Origin of the sequence: Pedobacter borealis DSM 19626 (assembly GCF_000708285.2) — a bacterium.
GTDB classification, from domain to species: Bacteria; Bacteroidota; Bacteroidia; order Sphingobacteriales; family Sphingobacteriaceae; genus Pedobacter; species Pedobacter borealis.
This window is the reverse complement of sequence record NZ_JAUG01000019.1, coordinates 23,507-43,010: the sequence shown is the minus strand read 5'-3', so window position 1 is coordinate 43,010 and position 19,504 is coordinate 23,507. Positions and strand designations below refer to the sequence as shown.

The following is a 19,504-nucleotide window of genomic DNA, read 5'->3' as shown; positions in this document are numbered from 1 at the left end:
TTGCTATGAATTTTGAAAATGCGCATATAAAGAATGCAAAGGTATCGCCCGCTAACATCGGGTTTTATAAAGAATACGGCTACCTTGTTGCAGAGCAGCTCCTGTCTGTGAATGAAATCGATGAGCTGAGAATGGAAACTGCAGAGATATTCAGGGGGAACCGCGGCCATGTTGACGGACTGGTTGATCCCGGGGAGTTGACAGATCAGGAGATACTTAAAAAATATATCGCGATACATTTTCCACATAAAATATCCAAGGTGATCAAATCATATCTTCTTCACCAGAGGATAACCGATGTACTTACCAAGATCATAAGTCCCAATGTAAAATGCATGCAGTCTATGCTGTTTGTAAAAGCTCCGGGCAAGGCCGGACAGTCCTGGCACCAGGATGAATATTATATTCCCACCAGGGACAGGTCACTGACGGGCGTATGGATTGCCATTGATGACGCGAGCCTTGATAATGGCTGTTTATGGATTATTCCGGGATCAAACAAGTCTGGTTATATCATGGACAGGGTACCCAATACTAGTGCCGAATATGCAGATGTGGATACCGTGGACGTCTCGGGCTTTGCAAAGGAAAATATTATCCCCGTAGAAGTGAAAAGTGGCTCAGTGGTTTTCTTTAACGGATATACGCTGCATAGTTCCCAGAAAAATAAGACAGAGGACTGTTTCCGTACTGCATTGGTCAATCATTACATGAGCGCCGAATCTATGTTGCCATGGGACCAGGACGGTAAATTCGATCCGACAGACGATCTGAGGGATATTATGATGGTTTCGGGCGAGGATCCTTACGGCTATAAAGGCACAATTGATGTGAACAGACCTTACTTAAGGCCCGAGACCCTGAAAATTAAAACATCGTTATAACCCTATGGAACTGAAGTTTTTTTGCCCGCGTTGGGGAAGTGAAAATACCGAGCTGGCTGAGTTTTTCAAACAAGCCAGACAGCAGGGGTACGATGGTGTAGAGTATGCTATTGCAGGCGATCTGCCTGTCTCAGCGATTGATGATATTTTTGACACAGCTGCCAGGGAGGATATGTTATTGATAGTCCAGCATTATGATACTAGTGAGGCAGACTATCACAAACATTATGATGCCTATAACAATTGGCTCTGGAAAATGAAGGGCTATAAACCATTTATGATCAATTCCCAGACCGGTAAGGATTTTTTCAGCTTCGAAGAGAACAGTGCGCTGATCGGTGCGGCCCGTGGATTCACCGGGGATACAGGCATTAAAGTATATCATGAAACCCATCGGAACAAATTCTCTTTTGCTGCACATATTACCAAAGACTACCTTCAAAGGATAACTGATCTGCAGATTACTTTGGATGCATCACATTGGGTCTGCGTGGCTGAATCGTTGTTAGAAAATCAGCAGGATGCGATGCAACTGGCCATTGAAAGAACAGCGCATATCCACGCAAGGGTAGGCTATGAGGAAGGGCCGCAGGTGCCTGATCCGCGCGCCGCTGAATGGCAGTATGCACTGAACATGCATTTAAGCTGGTGGGACAAGGTAGCCGAGCGTAAAAGACTTGAAGGACCTGGGGCAATCTTAAGCATCACGCCGGAGTTCGGACCGTTCCCTTACATGGTTCCATTGCCCTTTACAGGGCAGCCCATTGCTGATCAATGGGCGGTAAATGCTTATATGATGCAGATATTGAGAGAGCGGTATAATTAGATAAAGATGGGAAATGTGATTAAAATATTGGTTTTATTTATACTGAGCGCTTTTGGTGCCTCGGCTCAGCAGTACCATGTCGCTGTAAATGGGAATGATGGGAACGATGGAAGCCTGAGAAGACCATTCAAGACTATAACTGCAGCAGCAGATGTAGCCCAGCCCGGTAGTGTGATCACCGTTCATGCCGGCGTGTACCGCGAGCAGGTGGCGCCCCCACGGGGTGGGAGCTCGGATCAGAAAAGGATCTGGTACAAGGCTGCCAAAGGCGAAAAGGTTGAAATAAAAGGATCTGAAATCATCAAAAGCTGGAAGAGACTAAGTGCAACGAAATGGACAGTTACGCTGCCCAATCATTTTTTTGGAAAATTTAATCCCTACAGCGATACAATCCATGGCGACTGGCTTGAAAAAGGAAACTGGTGCCATACGGGTGAAGTATACCTGAACGGGAAACCGTTAACAGAAGTTAAAGATATAAAACAGCTGGATTCGGCGACGATCAAAGCGCCAGCGTGGTATTGCAGGGTTGATGAAAGCAATACCGTTATCTGGGCAGATTTTTTTAATGCAGATCCCAATAAGGAAATGGTTGAAATCAATGTCCGCCAAACTGTATTTTATCCTTCGAAACCGGGCATCAACTATATTGGTGTTTCAGGTTTTACAATGAGCCAGGCCGCGACTCCCTGGGTGCCTCCTACTGCCGAACAGTTCGGGCTGATCGGTACGCACTGGAGTCGGGGCTGGGTCATTGAAAATAACGATATCAGTTATTCAAAATGTGCCGGTATTACCCTTGGTAAGTACGGTGATGAATGGGACAATAAGTCTGGCTCGGTAGAGGGATTCATTAAAACCACCCAGCGGGCATTGGATCATTCGTGGAACAAAGAACACATCGGGAGCCATCTGGTGAGAAACAACCAGATCCATAATTGCGGGCAGGTCGGTATTGCAGGCAGTCTGGGGGCAGTTTTCAGTACCATTACCGGAAATTCCATCCATGACATTGCAGAACAAAAACTATTCTGGGGTTATGAAATGGCCGGGATAAAGTTACATGCACCTATTGATGTCGAAATAAGCCATAATCATATATATAATACAGAAGGAGGAATATGGCTCGACTGGATGGCGCAGGGAACGCGGATAACCAAAAATTTCCTGCACAATAACCGGGTACAGGATTTTTCATTGGAAGTTAACCATGGTCCCGTGGTAGTTGATGACAATCTATTTCTTTCCCCGCAGTTAGCCCAGGTGAGGTTGTCGCAAGGGGTAGCATTTGTAAACAATTTAATTGCATGGAAACTTTGGGAAACCAATGACCTTGATCCGCGCCCAACGCCTTTTCTGAAGCCACATTCCACTTTGATTGCCGGTTTTCATAACAATCCCTGTGGCGATACACGGTTTTATAACAATATATTCCTGGGACGGACGGACCTGTCGCCTTACGATAATGCGGCGTTGCCTGTGAAAATGGAGGGTAACGTGTATTTAGCAGATGCCAGGCCTTCTAAATACGAGCAGCAGCCCGTGAGGAATCCCGATCACAGCCCTGCTTTTGGAATAGAAGAAAAAAACGGGATGTGGTATCTTAGCGTTAATTTAAAAACCTCCTGGTCAGAAAATATAAAACCCAGACTTATCGATACCAGATTGCTCGGAAAGGCGGTAGTTCCACACCAGTCGTTTGAAGATCCTAACGGTAATACCTTTCTTTTCGATACCGATTATCTGGGTATAACAAGGAAGGCAAAGAATCCCGGTGTGGGACCGTTTGTGATAACTAAAAACGGAAGACAACGGATAAAAGTATGGCAGGATCGACATCGGACTGGCCTATGAGGATTTCTGTCTGGCACAAGCAATATCTAATGCCAGTGTTCGCGTAACCGGCATTCAGGAAAGAATTTATATGAGGAAAACGAACTAAAAACAACAACAATGAAAACTAAAGTAATCTCATTGCAACTAAAAAAGAGCTATATAAAAAATAAGATGATGTTTAAAAAAATTAATCTACTGGTTTTATTGGTATTGACAACATTTGTTGCCATGGCCAAGGAGTATCACGTAGCGGTAAATGGGAGCGATACCAATGAGGGCAGCCTCGCTAAACCCTTTAAGACTATATCTGCAGCGGCAAATGTGGCCATGCCAGGCGATGTGATCACGGTTCATGCCGGTGTGTACCGCGAACAGGTGACGCCTCCCCTTGGCGGCAATTCAGAGCAGCAGCGGATTGTTTACCAGGCAGCCAAAGGAGAAAAGGTTGAGATTAAAGGTTCTGAAATAATAAAGGGCTGGAAAAAGACCGGTAATGACACCTGGGTGGCAAAGATTCCCAACAGTTTTTTTGGGAAATTTAACCCATACAGCGATTTGATCCGTGGCGATTGGTACTGGCCGCCCAAAGGAAGTACCTATCATACCGGTGCGGTATATCTGAACGGGGACTGGTTAATGGAGGCTGGTACGCAAGCAGAAGTCATGAACGCACCCAACAAAAAAGATCCGCAGTGGTTTGCTACCGTAGATTCGACCTCGACAACAATATGGGCGCAGTTTAAAAATGTGGACCCTAATGAGCAGACCGTTGAAATAAACGTAAGACAGACTATTTTTTATCCCGATAAACCATTTATCAATTACATCACGCTACGCGGTTTTACCATGCAGCATGCAGCTACAAACTGGGCGCCGCCTACAGCTGAGCAAATGGGACTTATTGGTACCCATTGGAGCAAGGGATGGATCATAGAGAACAATACAGTCCAATATTCAAAATGTGTGGGCATTGCACTTGGTAAATATGGCGATAAATGGGATAACAATAATACAGAATCGGCAGAAGGCTATGTTGGTACCATCAAGCGGGCATTGGCATTCGGCTGGAATAAAGCTACGGTTGGAGGGCATGTTGTTCGTAACAACACAATTGCATATTGTGAGCAGGCGGGTGTAGTAGGCAGTATGGGATGTGCTTTCAGCGTTGTTGAGGGCAATACGATACATGATATCCATATGAAAAGATTGTTCAGCGGTGCAGAAATGGCGGGTATTAAATTTCATGGGGCTGTTGACGTGCAGATCCGTAACAACCATATCTATCGTACCAATATGGGCGTTTGGCTCGACTGGATGGCTCAGGGCGTACAAGTGAGAAATAACCTGATGCATGATAACGGTTTGGACGTCTTTTTAGAGGTCGATCACGGGCCTATGCTGGTCAGTAACAATGTGTTACTTTCCAAAACCAGTTTGCTGATGAACTCCAGCGGCGCCGCATTTGTACACAATATATTTGGAGGCAAGATGAACGTAGTTTCTTACGACAGCAGGCTCACCCCTTATCTTAGGCCGCATTCGACCTTTATGGAAGGGCTACATGACAATGCCGGGGGAGGTTGCCAGTTCATCAACAATTTATTTGTGAACGGTGGCGATGCTTCGGAATACAAAAAAGCAATATTGCCGGTAAGCTTTACCGGAAATGTTTATGTGAAGGGGGCCATAAGGGCGATCTCTGGTAATAAAAAAAGAAGCTTTGGAGAAATTAGTGCGGCAGCGAAAGAAAAGCTTAAAAATGTGCCGGACAAGGATGCCGTGGAAACGGATTTTTTGGTGGATGAAAATTTTGATGCCACTACAAAGTTAACAGCTGAAAAAGAAAAAATGTACCTTGAAATAGCGCTGGATAAAAACTGGCTGATCAAACAGAAAAGGAAATTGGTAACAAGCCAATTGTTGGGTAAGGCCATTGTCCCTGGTTTACCTTTTGAGAATCCAGATGGCTCTCCACTAAAGATCGAGATGGATTATTTCAACCGGAAACGGAACGTGCTCAATCCGTCGCCTGGTCCGTTTGAGATAATAAAAAGTGGAACGCAGCGGATACAGGTCTGGTAAGAACGTTTCGCAACATAGCATTTAGTGGGCGCAAATAGGCAAGAACTGGTCTATCTCGCATCGCACCTAGTTTTGTTGAAAAGAATTTTAATTGTTGGAGCGGTTGGAGCAATTATCCGCAGAGGATCTTTTATTATTCAAATTGCATGAAATATTAACCTTAAACAATGTAATCTGAAAGTTCAACTTTCAAATTACATTGTTTAAGGCATTTTATTTTCCTTGTGTAATCCAAACTTCCCTAAAGATGAAGCAGAAACCCTGGGCAGGTATCCCAGAGTGGTAATAGCGCATAAAACACATGTCTAATTTTTATTTCAGAGAAACCCTTTAAATAAATTTTCCCCTGGTTATGGCTATGAGCTGGAAAAAGCAATCGAAAAATACCCGTTCAGCGGTATGGAGGATCTGAAGAAAAAAGAAGCAGTGATCCGGGCACTGCATTATGGCAACCTGATATCACTCTCGATAAACATTGATGGAAAAGAGCAGCCGGTTTATGTCTCCGCCCAATGTCATTAAGTTAGGGCATTCGGCACAAGCAAAAATAATTTAACCACAGATAGAAAGGATGCACACAGATATGAAATCCGTGTTTATCTGTGTCCATCTGTGGTTAAAAACTCTTTATCCTATCGGTTGGTGTCTCACCGACCGAAATGGAACATACTCATTATTTCTTCAAATTAGGAAATGGAAGGCTTGTGGTTCTTGGCAGCTTGTAACCCCGCTTTCCATTTCAAGTCCGCACTCGTACCTCGCTTACGGGCTTTGCATTGCAATCGGGTTTAGGAACAAGGGCTTGTGCACCCTGCAACCTCAAAAATAAAAAACTGAGTTAGCCATTTATCCCCAGTTGAAGCGTTACCCCAATGTTATTAAGTTAGGGCATTCGGCACAAGCAAAAATAATTTAACCACAGATAGAAAGGATGCACACAGATATGAAATCCGTGTTTATCTGTGCCCATCTGTGGTTAAAAACTCTTAACTTAATGAAATTGTGTCTCCGCCAACCCCATGTGATCTTATTTTACACTTACAATAATGAACTGCCTGGAGGGAGCTCATAAGGGGGGTTGCCCACCTCAAAGATCCTGGTATATTCACTGCCCTGTGTAGTGATTTCATCGCCCAGTATCCTGATCCAATTGCCTTCGCGCAGCCCTACTACCTTTATGTTATTCTGCGTTAGAAATTCCATGATCCTGGTTTCCCTTGTTTCTCCATTATGTTTTAACTCCGGATTTGGGTCGAGGTAATGGGGATTAAGGTTGAAAGGAACCAGTTGCATGCAATCAAAAGAGGGCGGATACACAATAGGCATATCATTGGTGGTTTTCATATTCATGCCGGCGATATTGCTTCCGGCGCTACAGCCCAAATAAGCTTTGCCCTGTTTGATGGATTCACTTAGATGCTTCATCATGCCCAGTTCATGAAGTGTTTTTACCAGAAGAAAAGTATTGCCTCCCCCGGTAAAAAAACCTTTGGCAGTATGGATCGCCTCAATGGGGTTGTTAAATTCGTGCAGGCCTTTAACGCTGATATTTAGCTGTGAGAAAAAATCGCAGGCTTTGGCAGTATATTCTTCATGCGAAACGCCTCCTGGCCTTGCATAAGGGATAAATATAATTTCATCTATCCCGGCAAAGAGCGTAATGAGCTCATCTTTTAAGTATTCCAGATAATTACCGCCAAACAGCGTAGAAGTAGAGGCCAGGATAACATTCATTTTATTTTGCTTTCGGCAATTATACCGTTTTTCGTTGAAATAATTGTTGTGTAGAGCCAGCAGAAAGATCGGCTATTTTCTAGTTAATGAGAAACGGCAAACTGAAGGTTTTTTTAGAAATGAAGGTCGGTTTTTCCTTTAAAGCATGTTTTCTTTATGCCTTTCAGATAAAAATTAAGGCTGGGCGTTAGACACCCTGGCTGCAGAAAGATATTTCCTCCGCTCATTTATCCATTCTTTTAACTTTGGGAAAATAACCAGGGTAGCAAAAACCAGTATGGAAATAAAGGCCTGTAAATAGAGGTTTATCTTGGTTACCGGATTAATATCTACATCGCCCATTACAACATATAGGCGATATATGCTTCTTATAATAATGAGCACCAATAAGTACTTGCTCCATTCGAACCTGCGTTTGATCAGGATAAAAAGCAGATAGCGCGTGATGAGTATTGATATAAAAATAACCAACTCTTGCGTACTCTCATAATTGTAAAAAAACAGATTTACAATCCCGATTAAAAAAGTAATTAAAATAAGGTTAGAAGATAAGGAGTACTTATTCTTCATTAATTTAAAATTTACCAACTTAAATAGGTTTATGAATGGACAATGCAAATGTTCTCATAATTTTTAAATAAGATAATTTTTCTTGTTAAAGAAATCTTAACCATTGATATTTGTCAACAAATAGTTAAATAGCTATTCAAAAAAAGCGGATTGCTGTTTGGCAATCCGCGTTATATTTTAGTCTGAATTTTGTGTTACGCTTTCATTACACGGTCTTTAACCTTTACCGCTGGGTTGCCTTGGTAAATGCTGTAAGGCATTAAGTTTTTGTTCGCCACACTTCCCATTGTTAAAACTGCATGACTATGTAGCGTTACACCAGGGCCAATTGTAGCTGCAGCACCAATCCAAACGCCATCTTCCAGCACAATGGGGCCAGTCATTAAATCAAAATTTGTGCGGCTATAATTGTGATTTCCGGTAATGAGAACAGCCTGTTGCGAAATACAGCAGTTTTTTCCAATTTTTACCTGATCCAAATTGTCTATATAACAATCAGCGAGCCAGCTATAATCGCCAATTTCCAGTTTCCATGGATATTTAATGTGAATGCCCGGTTTTATGCGTACTTCCATGCCAATTCTGCTACCGAATAACCGTAACAAAGCAACCAGTACCGAACTGACTGGCATTAAACGGCTCTTAAAAAAGATGACATCGGTAAAGTACCACAAAATCTGCTTGAGGATGGGGGCACCAACCTTAAAATTGCCAGTATCAAAATTCTTGTGTAGCTGTGTTTTTAGCAAATTTTCCTCTTTATTTGTTGCTGGCAATGGTTTGATTTTTAACTAATTTATTGCTTTTTTTGATCCAAAAATACAACATTGCGAAAATGCAGATGTACACAATGATATTAAAAATTTCGTGGTGATAGGTAAAATTGTTCCGTTGCGATTTAAAGAATCCCAATAATATACCCAAACCTGCAATACGCAATACATTCAGAACGTAGATGGCAATAAAACCGATCACCAGCATTTTAAAAGTCGATTTCCATGACGCAGGGAATGCCAGTACAAAAGCGGCCAAAAAACTCATTACACCAAGGCCAAGGCAGGAATAATTCACACGCAGATAAGGTCCGGCCACTACCATAACGTCCATTTCATTATGAATGGCATAGAAGCCAAAAGCCTTAATAATCCGTACCGCAGGTACAATTAATGCTGTTTTTAAACCTTGAATATAATCAAAGTGATTAGCGATATAGGCATTATAAAATTTGGAACCAGGTGTCATCACACTATTCATAAACAGATTACCCTGGCTAAACAGGATGTATAATATGAACAGGGCAACCACAAATTTGATGGCCTTTTTATTCGCTTCTTTTTTTGCTCCTTCTGGGGTCATATGTTATCGGCACTTATAAATTTAACTTCTGTTTTTTTGAATTACTTTAATTTTTTTATCTACCAGTTTTCTAAACCAGAAACCTTGAAGATAATGGAACTTAATTCCCGTGGGGCCTTCAAATATACCGAATTTAAAAAACATCCGATAGCCAAAGTAAAGATAGGGGCGAAAGCCTAACGGGAGTTTCCACCACAATTGTTTTAACCATGCCCGCTTTTCATCGGGGTTGCCCAATAAATCAGGCTTCAGGCTTTGTAATCTAAGTTTTTGCATTCTTTCTATCTCTTCCTGTGCAACCAGATCACTATAGCGTTCGTGTTTGGCTTTCCAAAAAGCAATGTCGTTCTCTTTTAAATTTTCTTCCAATATCCAGCCTTTCTTCCATATTAAGGTTTTTCCGGGCACTATAAACCGATGGTCCATATTCTCATTCAGATCAGAAAATCCGATCCCTGTCCTGAACATTTTTAAAAGGTAAAAAGGGTAGAAGGTGCCAAACCTGATCCAGCTTCCTTGAAAGAAGTTTTTACGGTTAAAGTAAATACCGTTAATATCGAGGTAGTCTTCCTCTTTAAAGTTGTCCAGCATTTCAAACAGCTCCGGTGTAACGGTTTGATCTGCATCGAGGCCGATTGTCCAGGGTGTTTCTACTTTAAAGTTTTTTAAAGCGAAATCCCATTGTTTTGGGTGGTTTATAAAAGGGTTTTGTTTTACCTCAGCACCATAGTGTTCAGCAATTTTCAACGTTTCGTCGGTACTTCCGCTATCCAAAATAAATGTGCTGGCATTAAGCTTCTTAATAGATTCTAACAACCTGGGTAAATGAATTTCTTCATTAAAGGTTAATATGATAAAACTAAAATTTTGATTCATTTAAGTTATTATGGGTAGCTAGAATTTCTTTGTAAAATTCAACGTATTGTTTAGCCAAAATGTCATCGTTAAAATCAGCATTGATTTGCAATGGAGCAGTAGTTCTGATTTTTTTTCTTTTTTCCATATCCTGATAAGCCTGAATGATTCCAGTTTTGATCTCTTCAATATTTAGTCCAGTAACCCATCCCAGGTTCTTATCAGCCACATAATCGACAAGACCAACAAATTTACTGACGAGTACTGGCGTACCTACGCTTAAACTTTCTACCACTACGTTGGCGAAATTTTCATTGTAAGAAGTGAGGACTGTTAGATCATGCCCGGCCATAAAGTTAAACTTATGCTCATTATTTACCTGTCCAAGCCAATTCATTCGCTCGCTAAATTTTAGCTTTTCAGCCTTGTCTTTTAATCTTTGTACATAATCTTCCTTCCCTGTACCGCCGATGGTTAACTGCCAGGGGATATCGACAAGTGCCAAAGCCTCAAAAAGTAATTCAAGTCCTTTCTTCTCTTCAATGCGGGAAAGAAAAATCATCTTGAAAACAGGTGATTTCTCATCTTTCACCACTGCTGCGTGGAACTCACTAGCTACCGCTCCAGCGCCTAAACTAACCAGATTGGGGATTACCCTAATACTTTTAGGCTGCACTATCGTTAAAATATCTCTTTTTTCCTGTTCGCTGGTGGCGTGGATATGGCAATATTTTAATAGCTGTTTGCCCATTAATTTGTGAATGAGTCTCTTTGAAAATGAATTCCGGTTACCAAATGTATAGGAGGTGAGCATTCCCCGTGGAGACAAAACAACGGGTATTTTATACCACTTGGCAACCAAACAGCTTAATACCGAAACTAAATTCCACCAGGCATGGATGTGTACAACATTCCCCTCCTTCGGAGGGGTGTCTATAAGACGGGGTGGTCCTTTTAGGTTTTGATTGGCTGTGTTTAGCTTGTCATCCTTATCACTTGTCTTGTCATCCTGAATGCAATGAAGGATCTCTTTCCGTAAATTCAACAACAGTCCAGGCGAAAAATGGCTGTGATCTTTTGTCCAGCGTTTAAAATAGGTAACACTTACGCCCTCTACCAGCACAGGGTTACCTATTGCCACGTCTAGCTCATTTGTTCCATTTGCCGTTGTGGTTAATATTTGCACATCATTAATGCCTAATCCCTCACCCCTAACCGCTAACCCAATTAAGGTCTCGCATAACTTCCCTACACTCTGTATAGGCCCGCCATACAGGTAGGCAGGTTTGTAAGAAGCAGTAATGTGAATAATTTTCAATTTAAATTTTCTAAACAACTAACCCGCTAAACACTAAACAGCTAATCAAAGCTAGGCTTAAGTACTTTTATGGTTCTGAGCAGATAAAATAGGAACCACATAATTACATAACCCCAAAAAATATTATTGAACATAAATTCGAAGTTATTACCTCGCCAAAGACCCTGAAAGATGCTATTGAACATAACTACACAGCCTAGCTCGTAACCTCCAAATATTTCTTCAGCTTTATCTGATAAATTTTGCACCAACATGCCATACAATAACATAAAGAAGAAAACCCCTGGAATACCGAAGCTTAAATAAGCATCAACTACAGGGCGGGTTTTAGCAGAAACTGTCGACATTTTATGCGCCACACCTGCATCATAAACTCGTTGCATCGAAACGGTTTCCATATTGGGTTTTCCTGACCAAAAAATCCTGGGAATAAGTGCTTCCAACGAATTTTCAACGATTTCCCAATCATAATAGGGGTGATGATCGGGTACATAATCGACAAACTGCGTAAACATTTCTATTTCACTCAGCCTTCTCGTAAGGAAGCCCCAGTTTGTATCTTCAATCTGTTCTTCGTTTTTTAAATCTAGGTTTTCAAAGGCTTGATCTTGTGCTTCTTCTGCGCTAACCTCACCGCTCCAGCTTTGCCGAACGGTATTGTTATAGGTGGGCAAGAAATAAAGTAACACATAAGCCACTGGGATTGCTAAGTAAAGGATCAACTTCTTGTAATAAGGAAAAAATACACAGGCAATAATAATAATGTTGATGATAATAGGCTCTTTATATCCTGATAACGAAGCATGTATAAAGTTGAGGATGAAAATTGTGGCGCCTATGCCTAGATATTTGATGTTTTTGGTATTAAAACCCTTAACAAATAATACAGCTGCACAAGATATTCCGACTAAAGTAAGTGGAAGGGCAATTTGACTAAGCCCAGAAAAACGTTGAGCCAATGAACCAATACCAAACACAATAATGCTAAGCCAGATCAAAAAATCATCTCCCTCAAAAGCTTTTACGCTTTTAATTTTTATAGTATTCTTTTGTACTAATAGCATGCCTGTAACCAGTGCAGCATGAGCCAATAAACTCATTCGTTGGCAACTGGCAATCAACGCGGTTTGTTCACTTTCTTTAAATTGTGACCCATAATTAACTTCAGTTAAATACCGGTAACCCAAATGATCCATAAAATAAAATATGGAGGTGGTGCACATAAATCCTGCAAAAATAAGCTGAATAAGAAATATGGGCCGCATAATTTGCTTATGGATAGGTAAATCCTGCTTAATAATAGCAGCTGGTGACAATATCGTAGTGTAAAAGATAAAGAGCGAGCCAAACCAGGCCACAAAATAAGATATGATCGGGCTATTGATTAATAAATAAGAAACCAAAACAGGAAAGTACAGTGTTAAAATAAGTCTTGTAGGGGTATTATTTTGCATCGTTATTATAAATAGTATCTACAATTGCTTCTACCTGCTTTTCAAATGACCAGTTTTGAATGATCTGTTGGGATTGGATGCCCATTTTTGTTAATTTTTCTTTACTGCTTGTTAGTTCTCCTAATTTTCGCATGAGATCATCTAAGTCATTTGATCTAAATACTTCTCCATTAATTCCTGGCTTAACAAGATCTACTGCACAGCCAACTTTTGTGGAAACCAAAACCGCTTTACCTGCTGCCATGGCTTCATTTACAGCTAAACCCCAGGTTTCTCCTGGCCCTTTTGATGGTAAACAAAAGAGATCGCAGGCCTGATACACAACAGGCATTTCTGTTTGATTCTGAAAATCCATAAAATGAATTCTCTTTTTTATATTGTCATCCTGAGCGTAGTCGAAGGACTTTTCATTGATCTTTTTCTCCAAACTCCCAACTCCGAACCCCATCCTCCCTTCCTTGTCATCCTGAGCGTAATCGAAGGATCTCTTCGTTCCTAATCCCTCAACTTTCCTTTTCAAACTCCCCTCTAAGTCTCCATTGCCGACAAATAGTAAATGAACATTAGGTAAATTCAATGCGTTAAAAGCCTCCAATAATAACGATGGATTTTTTTTTACTTCAAATTTACCGGCGAACAGAATTAATATTTCTTGATCAGCAACGCCAAATTTTTGTCTTAAACGATCCGCCTCTACTTTTCTTCCTTGCGAAAATCTTTCATTATCAACAGCATGAGAAGCAAAATGCAATTGCAGATCGTTTAATCCATATTTCTTGAAATAGTTTTTATTTGCCTCTCCGACATAAAATGCCTTATCAATATGGCTATAAACCCAGTTAAGGAAGTATTTTCTCAATACGCTCTTAAAGCTTTTTTGTTGATCTAATAAGGTGGAATCGCCCCTGAAATAAATTGGGAATTTATCTTTGAAAAAACGTAAAGCTTTTAAATGGCTATTCCAGGCCCAACCATAAATTAAGATAGCATCTGGTTTGAAATTTTGTACTTCTTGCATCATTTCGGGGGTGATGATGCCATTAAAATGATGGGTTCCTGGATCTTTGGCAATATTTTCTTGAAAAGTATAATCGTAACCTTCCAATAAAGGCAGGTCCCATTTAACAATCTGTGCAAAACCCTTATCATATTTTATAATGGATTGCTCTCCCCAAGTATAAAATACTTTAAGTCCAACTTTTTTTGCAAGCAATTTAAAAACCGGTGCATAATATTGAATGGGATGCGTAGTTATTATAGCCAACCTCATCACTCTAGATTACCTCATTAAAAACTTGCAGCGACGCTGATGAATTGATCTTACTACTATGCTCAAGCTTTCTTTTATAGTGTAAAAATCTTTTTTCGACTAATTCATAGCTTAAAATAGCGAGTGTTAAAGTAGCTAAAATAGAAACAATATCTAATATTATGGTACTTGTTAATGTTGTTGGTCTATTAAAAATATTCAACCTTTTCAAATAAAATATAGGAAAATGAAATAGATATAAGCCATATGAAATTTTGCCCAAATATCTTAATTTCCGATTAGATAGGAGCACTCTATATAAAATATGCTCTCCTTTATAAGCATTGATGATTATAATTGAACCCAATACCGTTAGTAGATAATAATGTATTGGAATATTGAATGGGGTTAAATTTATATTTAAAATGAAAATAGAAAAAAATAACAATAACGCTATAGCCGAAACGAAGCTATTCTCATAGATTCGATATATCCAATTAATGGTATTTGCTGTTATTTTGGAGGACACAAAATTTTTCTGGTATCTTTTGGAATAAATAAATGCCAGATAGCCCCCAAAGAAAATTTGGAAAAACCTCCAAAAGAAAAATTTGTAAAAGTAACTTTTTAGTAAAATAGGGAGCGCTATGATGAGTATAATAAAAACGAGATTATAAAATATAAATGTACCGATGATATGATCTCGGTTATGTTTTCTTGCATACATCATGATGATCATAAATAACGACGGGAAGACAAAATAAAACTGCTCCTCGATCGCCAAAGACCAGCAATGAGAAAACATAGATGGATATTGTAGAACGGGAAATATCTTGCGGAATAAAATAACGCAATCGCCTGTATATGTTAATATAAAAAAGAGATTGGAAAGTTGCCGCTACGTGATCCCAAAACAACAGGGGTACTAAAAAAACTAATGTTGCGACTATTAAAGGCGGATAAAGCCTGAGGAGCCTTTTCTTGTAAAAAGTTAGGACATCAACTTTATCAGCTGTGATAAACTGATCTATTAAAATCCCCGTTATTAAAAAGCCAGAAAGTGTAAAAAAAAGATCTACCCCTATGTACCCACCTTGGAATAGATTAAAATGGTACTTGCTTCTTAGAAATGCTACAGTATTAGAATGAAAAATGATTACAAATAAACAAGCAAAAGCTCTTAATGAATCAAGATGTGGATAGTATTTTAAATCGCTATCCATTAGCTCTTCCTTGATTTTATGAGATATTCTTTTATTACCTCATCGAATAAAAGGCATTGATTTAATGTCATTTCCCTTGCTGTATATTTTTTGAATTTTGTCCAGTTAGTCTTAACAGCATAAGATTGGTCTATTACATTTTCTATGTACTTTGTTATCTCCTTATTTACTTCTTCAAAAGGCGTTTGAATAGTAGTTGTCATGCCCGCATTACACTCGTTTATGATTTTTATAGCATCGCTTTTTTCATGTAAAATGCAGAACAGCGGCTTTTTCGCAAGTATGTAAGGATATAATTTTGAAGCGGTATAACCTGGATCATCGGTTCCAATAATGATTAGCCCATCGGCCTGCATTAATAGACTAAGCGATGCATAAAAGCCTATTCGGTCTGTCTGCTCTTCAACTATTTCTAAAACATCGTTTTTTTTTGCAATAGGCGTAACTGTTTCTTCTCCTCCCCCAGTTTTAGCATAGCTGGTTCCGATAAAATTAAATGCTATCTTTTCATATAATGATGCCTTATTGTCTTTTAGGTTTTTGAGTGATCTGAACAATAAATGGAGAGAGTCCTCCATTATTTTACCAACAACGCCAAGGTAGAGGAAAGAAATTTTGTTTCCGAGCATTGTCGAAGCTGGGAGCTCTTCAGCGATTTCAAAGTCCTTTTCCAATACTGAAAATGGAATTGTTTTTTTTGGTATAGCCTTTATAGATTCATATCTTTTTTGTAGATCTATAATGTATTTCTCTGAAACACTGATTAAACCGTCTACGCTTTTTAAAGCAATGGGCTCCAAAAACTTATTTAAACGATATGAAAACCAGAATTTCTTTGGTCGCTCTTTTTTAGCCTTTGTTTTGTAATAATCTGTATGCCAAGGATCTTGCATATCGATTACGTAAGGTATATTGTATTTTTTTTTCCAATAAGCCCCCAAAATCATTACGGGAAACTGCGTAGTAGAAAAATAGATGAGATCAAAATTCTCTTTTTCTAATAGCTTGTTTACGTAAATTTTATAAAACCAGAGTGAACGGAGCGCTAAACTGCCCAAACCTACTTTTGAGGTCCACTTTTTGTTAAAAGCCTTAACTCTGTGAATAATTACATCATTAGGCAATGATTTTAAAAGTAGAGGATCTTTTACCATTTCAGAATAACTTTCATCAACAGTTACTATCTCCGATTGCCAACCATATTGTTCAAAATAAGGTAAACTTATTCTAATGCGATGCATATCCGGAGCATTAGACGGAGGGAAATATGGCGATATAATAAGTACCTTTTTCAGTTCAATTTAGATATTTTTTCTAATTTTTTGTTTAACTGACATCCTAGGTCAGTGGCAGTTGGCATGCTATGTTTAATTTTTACAATATCGGTTGCAAGCGTTTCATAGTCATTAGCGGGGATATTTGTCAGGTTGTTAATTTCATTAACCATTGAAAAAGATGTATTATCTGTTTCTATTAATTTTCCATCACCAAAAAGGTAACCTCTTCTTCCAGCTATAGTAGTTATCACAGGTATTTCCCATTCGATTGCTTTTGCCAATTTCATAGAAGCGCCTCTTGAATAATTAAAGATAGGATTGAGAAAGAATGCCCACATTCTAACCTCTTCTTGTAATTGATCATCATTTAATGCCCCCAGGTATTTTATAAAAGGATATTTGTTGGCTAATTTTTTACCAATATGATACGGCCCGCCTATAATTCTTATTTCAGGGTTTATACCTGCTTCCTTTATTTCTTCGCATAACTGATTGAGTGCTATTATATTTGGTGTATGATTTAATGTTCCAACATAGCCGAATACATTTAAAATGGGGTTTCGATTAATATCCTTTTTTTGATTGATTAACCTTGGAATGAACAATGGATTATTTACTCCTAACCATTTTTCAATGGCATTTTCTTCTTCAGACATGGTACAAACTAAATCGACATATCGTTTTCTATACCATGATTCCAAATAGAGGGTTAATCCTAATTTCAAAATGCCAAAATATCTATAGAAATTTTTGAATTGTGGTTTTAATCCCGTGAGGTCGCCTAATAAATCGCCGGATTCATTTCCATGAGACATGATTATAATTTTTGGAACGATTTGAAGTTTTGCTTCTTTAATAATCTTCGAAAATTTAATGAGCTCTGCTTTGTTTATGAAAATGTGTGTGATTTCCTTTGCCAATAAATATTGGACTAATCTTACTTTATATTTTTTTGGACTATAACTTTGGTACGCATCTAAATTTAAACGATATAATATTCTAAAAACTAATGATTTATTATAATTGACTTCAAAAAAATAAAGCTCATCTGCAATTTCCTTTATAATATCTAGAAATTGCTTAGAGCAGATCTGTACTCCACCAGCAATGGTAGAGTTTAAGTCGGTTGGATTATGAAGGAATAGGGCTTTCATTTTTTTCTAACAGGTTTCCTAAATCAATATAAATCTGATGATAAGCCAAGGCACATTTTTCAAGCGAAAGATTAGTTAAGATATACTTACGAGGGTAAAACTCCTGTTCATTGATTTTTTGCTGAAATTTATTCAAGATATCTCCAAATTGATGTATTGATTTGAATGTTAGACCACATACTTCATCCCAATAAGGTACCGCACTTACCGGTCCATATTTTACCCTATTTGGAAAGTATTCTGGATCTAACCAAAATTCTTGTTGATCATAGGCTAAAATGGGTGTATTTGTGGAAAGAATCTGCTGGTATGCAAGTCCTTGTGTTTCGTGTTCGCATAAGAAAATAACTGCCCTGCTTATTGCTAATTTCTCTAATAATTCTTCATGGTCATAGTTTCCATACAAAATCTCAGTATGGGTAAGTTTATTTTTATCGAGTATTGATTTTATAGGCTTGATTAAATCTTTTTCAAAAGAATCATGGTTCCATCTAATTTTGTCGTAGATCAGGAAAGCATATTTTAGGTCTTTTTTAATTGATGGAGACCATTTTTTTGTGTCAATTCCTACAGGCCATACTTTTACTAAATCTCCATAATTAGGTTCAAACATTTTTTTCATCCATTCTCCAGGAACCAATATTTGTTTAATATTAGGGTGTTCCTGTAAAAGATTAGGGGCTTCTAAAGGATGTGAAAATATCGATGCTCCGAAAAGTATTGGATTTTTAAATTTTTTTTCATCAAGAAGATGTGATTTGCCAATTACACCAATTAATTCAGTGGGGTTTCTTTTTGCGTATTTATAATCATTAAAACGATAAGGGATTTTTAAAAGGTCTAAACCCCTCATTAATTCTAACGCAACCATCATTTGACCACCTGGTTGTGGTGTTCCCCTCAACAGTCTTCTGATTAATTTTCGTGGATACCGATCATATTTGATCCAACGATCATGGTCAGGTTCTTCATAAAATAAATTGAGAACAATATTATTCATTAATAACTTTTTTATTGTCTGCGGGATGCCCAGAGATCCCTCTAACATTTATTTTTTGCATTTTATAGGTTTTTAGTTCTAGCTTTTTTATGGCATTAAACATACCTCTCTCAATAGCAATATTGGTATCGTAAAAAATTGTTGAATTATTCTTCAGAAATGCATTTTTTATTACTTGAATTAGGCTTCTAAAGCCAAATACTCTATGTTTATAGAAATACATATTGTTTAATGCTTCAAATAATGTCGTTTGCATAACTTGCTTATTGCAGAAATAATATGCACGTGTACTTATTGTATCAGAATTAAATTTTCCCGCGAACTCTACTTCGTTTAAAATATTTTGATCTAATTTCTCCGTTAAACTATACCTGCCAGAAATTTTTAAGATTGGTATATCATCTTGAATTATTTCCATTCCGTGAATGAGCATAAGTAGTTCCGATAATCCTTTGTTATTATATTGAAAGGAGTTAAATTTAACGAGCTCCATATTTACAAGCTGGTTCTCTGACTGTTTTTGCCAGTTGAAGCCAGAATTATCAAAAAGATAAATTTTAGAAAAGCCAAGAGATTTTAACGATTCAATAGTCATAAGTGTTTGCGTTAAACGTTCTTCAGCTGAAATGCTGTCCCTGTATAATGTGTGAATTGTAGAGGACCCAGTAAAAATCGTAGAAGTTATA

General features: G+C 38.5%; 18 protein-coding genes. 4 read left to right on the top strand and 14 right to left on the bottom strand.

Going from position 1 to position 19,504, the window contains the following annotated elements:
- The first annotated feature begins 5 nt into the window (after window positions 1–5).
- From AW17_RS07880 to AW17_RS07865, 4 genes are all read left to right on the top strand, one after another.
- Window positions 6–884, top strand: a complete 879-nt coding sequence (locus AW17_RS07880; protein WP_036669325.1) for a phytanoyl-CoA dioxygenase family protein — start codon at window positions 6–8, stop codon at window positions 882–884.
- 4 nt (window positions 885–888) lie between these two features.
- The gene (locus AW17_RS07875; RefSeq protein ID WP_029275582.1) at window positions 889–1,710 is read left to right on the top strand and encodes a hypothetical protein; all 822 of its coding nucleotides are present in this window, start codon (window positions 889–891) and stop codon (window positions 1,708–1,710) included.
- A 6-nt stretch (window positions 1,711–1,716) separates the two neighbouring features.
- Window positions 1,717–3,564 carry a right-handed parallel beta-helix repeat-containing protein gene (locus tag AW17_RS07870; protein WP_051691693.1) on the top strand — a complete coding sequence of 616 codons (1,848 nt, stop codon included), beginning with the start codon at window positions 1,717–1,719 and terminating at the stop codon, window positions 3,562–3,564.
- Between the two features lie 99 nt (window positions 3,565–3,663).
- Window positions 3,664–5,628 carry a DUF1565 domain-containing protein gene (locus tag AW17_RS07865; RefSeq protein ID WP_051691692.1) on the top strand — a complete coding sequence of 655 codons (1,965 nt, stop codon included), beginning with the start codon at window positions 3,664–3,666 and terminating at the stop codon, window positions 5,626–5,628.
- A gap of 1,038 nt (window positions 5,629–6,666) precedes the next feature.
- Here the strand turns inward: AW17_RS07865 and pepE are convergent.
- The 14 genes from pepE to AW17_RS07795 all read right to left on the bottom strand — a co-directional run bounded on the left by pepE (window position 6,667) and on the right by AW17_RS07795 (window position 19,413).
- The gene (gene pepE / locus AW17_RS07860; protein WP_029275579.1) at window positions 6,667–7,362 is read right to left on the bottom strand and encodes a dipeptidase PepE; all 696 of its coding nucleotides are present in this window, start codon (window positions 7,360–7,362) and stop codon (window positions 6,667–6,669) included.
- 174 nt (window positions 7,363–7,536) lie between these two features.
- Window positions 7,537–7,932, bottom strand: a complete 396-nt coding sequence (locus tag AW17_RS07855) for a hypothetical protein (RefSeq protein ID WP_157280241.1) — start codon at window positions 7,930–7,932, stop codon at window positions 7,537–7,539.
- A 194-nt stretch (window positions 7,933–8,126) separates the two neighbouring features.
- Window positions 8,127–8,708, bottom strand: coding sequence for a WcaF family extracellular polysaccharide biosynthesis acetyltransferase (locus AW17_RS07850; protein ID WP_245235027.1), 582 nt, complete (start codon window positions 8,706–8,708; stop codon window positions 8,127–8,129).
- Window positions 8,692–9,288, bottom strand: a complete 597-nt coding sequence (gene xrtY / locus AW17_RS07845) for an exosortase Y (protein WP_029275576.1) — start codon at window positions 9,286–9,288, stop codon at window positions 8,692–8,694. Before xrtY ends, AW17_RS07850 begins: the two co-directional genes overlap by 17 nt.
- A 21-nt stretch (window positions 9,289–9,309) precedes the next feature.
- Complete coding sequence (locus AW17_RS07840) at window positions 9,310–10,164, bottom strand: glycosyltransferase family 2 protein (protein WP_029275575.1); 855 nt, start codon at window positions 10,162–10,164, stop codon at window positions 9,310–9,312.
- Window positions 10,148–11,461: an XrtY-associated glycosyltransferase XYAG1 gene (locus tag AW17_RS07835; RefSeq protein WP_167343649.1), complete on the bottom strand. Its 1,314-nt coding sequence runs from the start codon at window positions 11,459–11,461 to the stop codon at window positions 10,148–10,150. The genes AW17_RS07840 and AW17_RS07835 overlap by 17 nt, the downstream gene beginning before the upstream one ends.
- Window positions 11,462–11,502: 41 nt before the next feature.
- Window positions 11,503–12,915 (bottom strand): exosortase Y-associated Wzy-like protein, encoded by a 1,413-nt coding sequence (locus tag AW17_RS07830; RefSeq protein ID WP_029275573.1) that lies wholly within the window; start codon window positions 12,913–12,915, stop codon window positions 11,503–11,505.
- Window positions 12,905–14,020: a glycosyltransferase family 4 protein gene (locus tag AW17_RS07825; protein WP_209444216.1), complete on the bottom strand. Its 1,116-nt coding sequence runs from the start codon at window positions 14,018–14,020 to the stop codon at window positions 12,905–12,907. Before AW17_RS07825 ends, AW17_RS07830 begins: the two co-directional genes overlap by 11 nt.
- Before the next feature lie 169 nt (window positions 14,021–14,189).
- Window positions 14,190–14,969 carry an acyltransferase family protein gene (locus AW17_RS25355; protein WP_083488652.1) on the bottom strand — a complete coding sequence of 260 codons (780 nt, stop codon included), beginning with the start codon at window positions 14,967–14,969 and terminating at the stop codon, window positions 14,190–14,192.
- Window positions 14,872–15,387, bottom strand: coding sequence for an acyltransferase family protein (locus AW17_RS07815; RefSeq protein WP_029275571.1), 516 nt, complete (start codon window positions 15,385–15,387; stop codon window positions 14,872–14,874). Before AW17_RS07815 ends, AW17_RS25355 begins: the two co-directional genes overlap by 98 nt.
- Window positions 15,387–16,628 (bottom strand): glycosyltransferase, encoded by a 1,242-nt coding sequence (locus AW17_RS07810; protein WP_245235026.1) that lies wholly within the window; start codon window positions 16,626–16,628, stop codon window positions 15,387–15,389. Before AW17_RS07810 ends, AW17_RS07815 begins: the two co-directional genes overlap by 1 nt.
- Before the next feature lie 50 nt (window positions 16,629–16,678).
- Window positions 16,679–17,818 carry a glycosyltransferase gene (locus AW17_RS07805; protein WP_029275569.1) on the bottom strand — a complete coding sequence of 380 codons (1,140 nt, stop codon included), beginning with the start codon at window positions 17,816–17,818 and terminating at the stop codon, window positions 16,679–16,681.
- Window positions 17,796–18,818 (bottom strand): glycosyltransferase, encoded by a 1,023-nt coding sequence (locus AW17_RS07800; RefSeq protein ID WP_051691691.1) that lies wholly within the window; start codon window positions 18,816–18,818, stop codon window positions 17,796–17,798. Before AW17_RS07800 ends, AW17_RS07805 begins: the two co-directional genes overlap by 23 nt.
- Window positions 18,811–19,413, bottom strand: a complete 603-nt coding sequence (locus AW17_RS07795; RefSeq protein WP_157280240.1) for a hypothetical protein — start codon at window positions 19,411–19,413, stop codon at window positions 18,811–18,813. The genes AW17_RS07800 and AW17_RS07795 overlap by 8 nt, the downstream gene beginning before the upstream one ends.
- Window positions 19,414–19,504 lie beyond the last annotated feature (91 nt).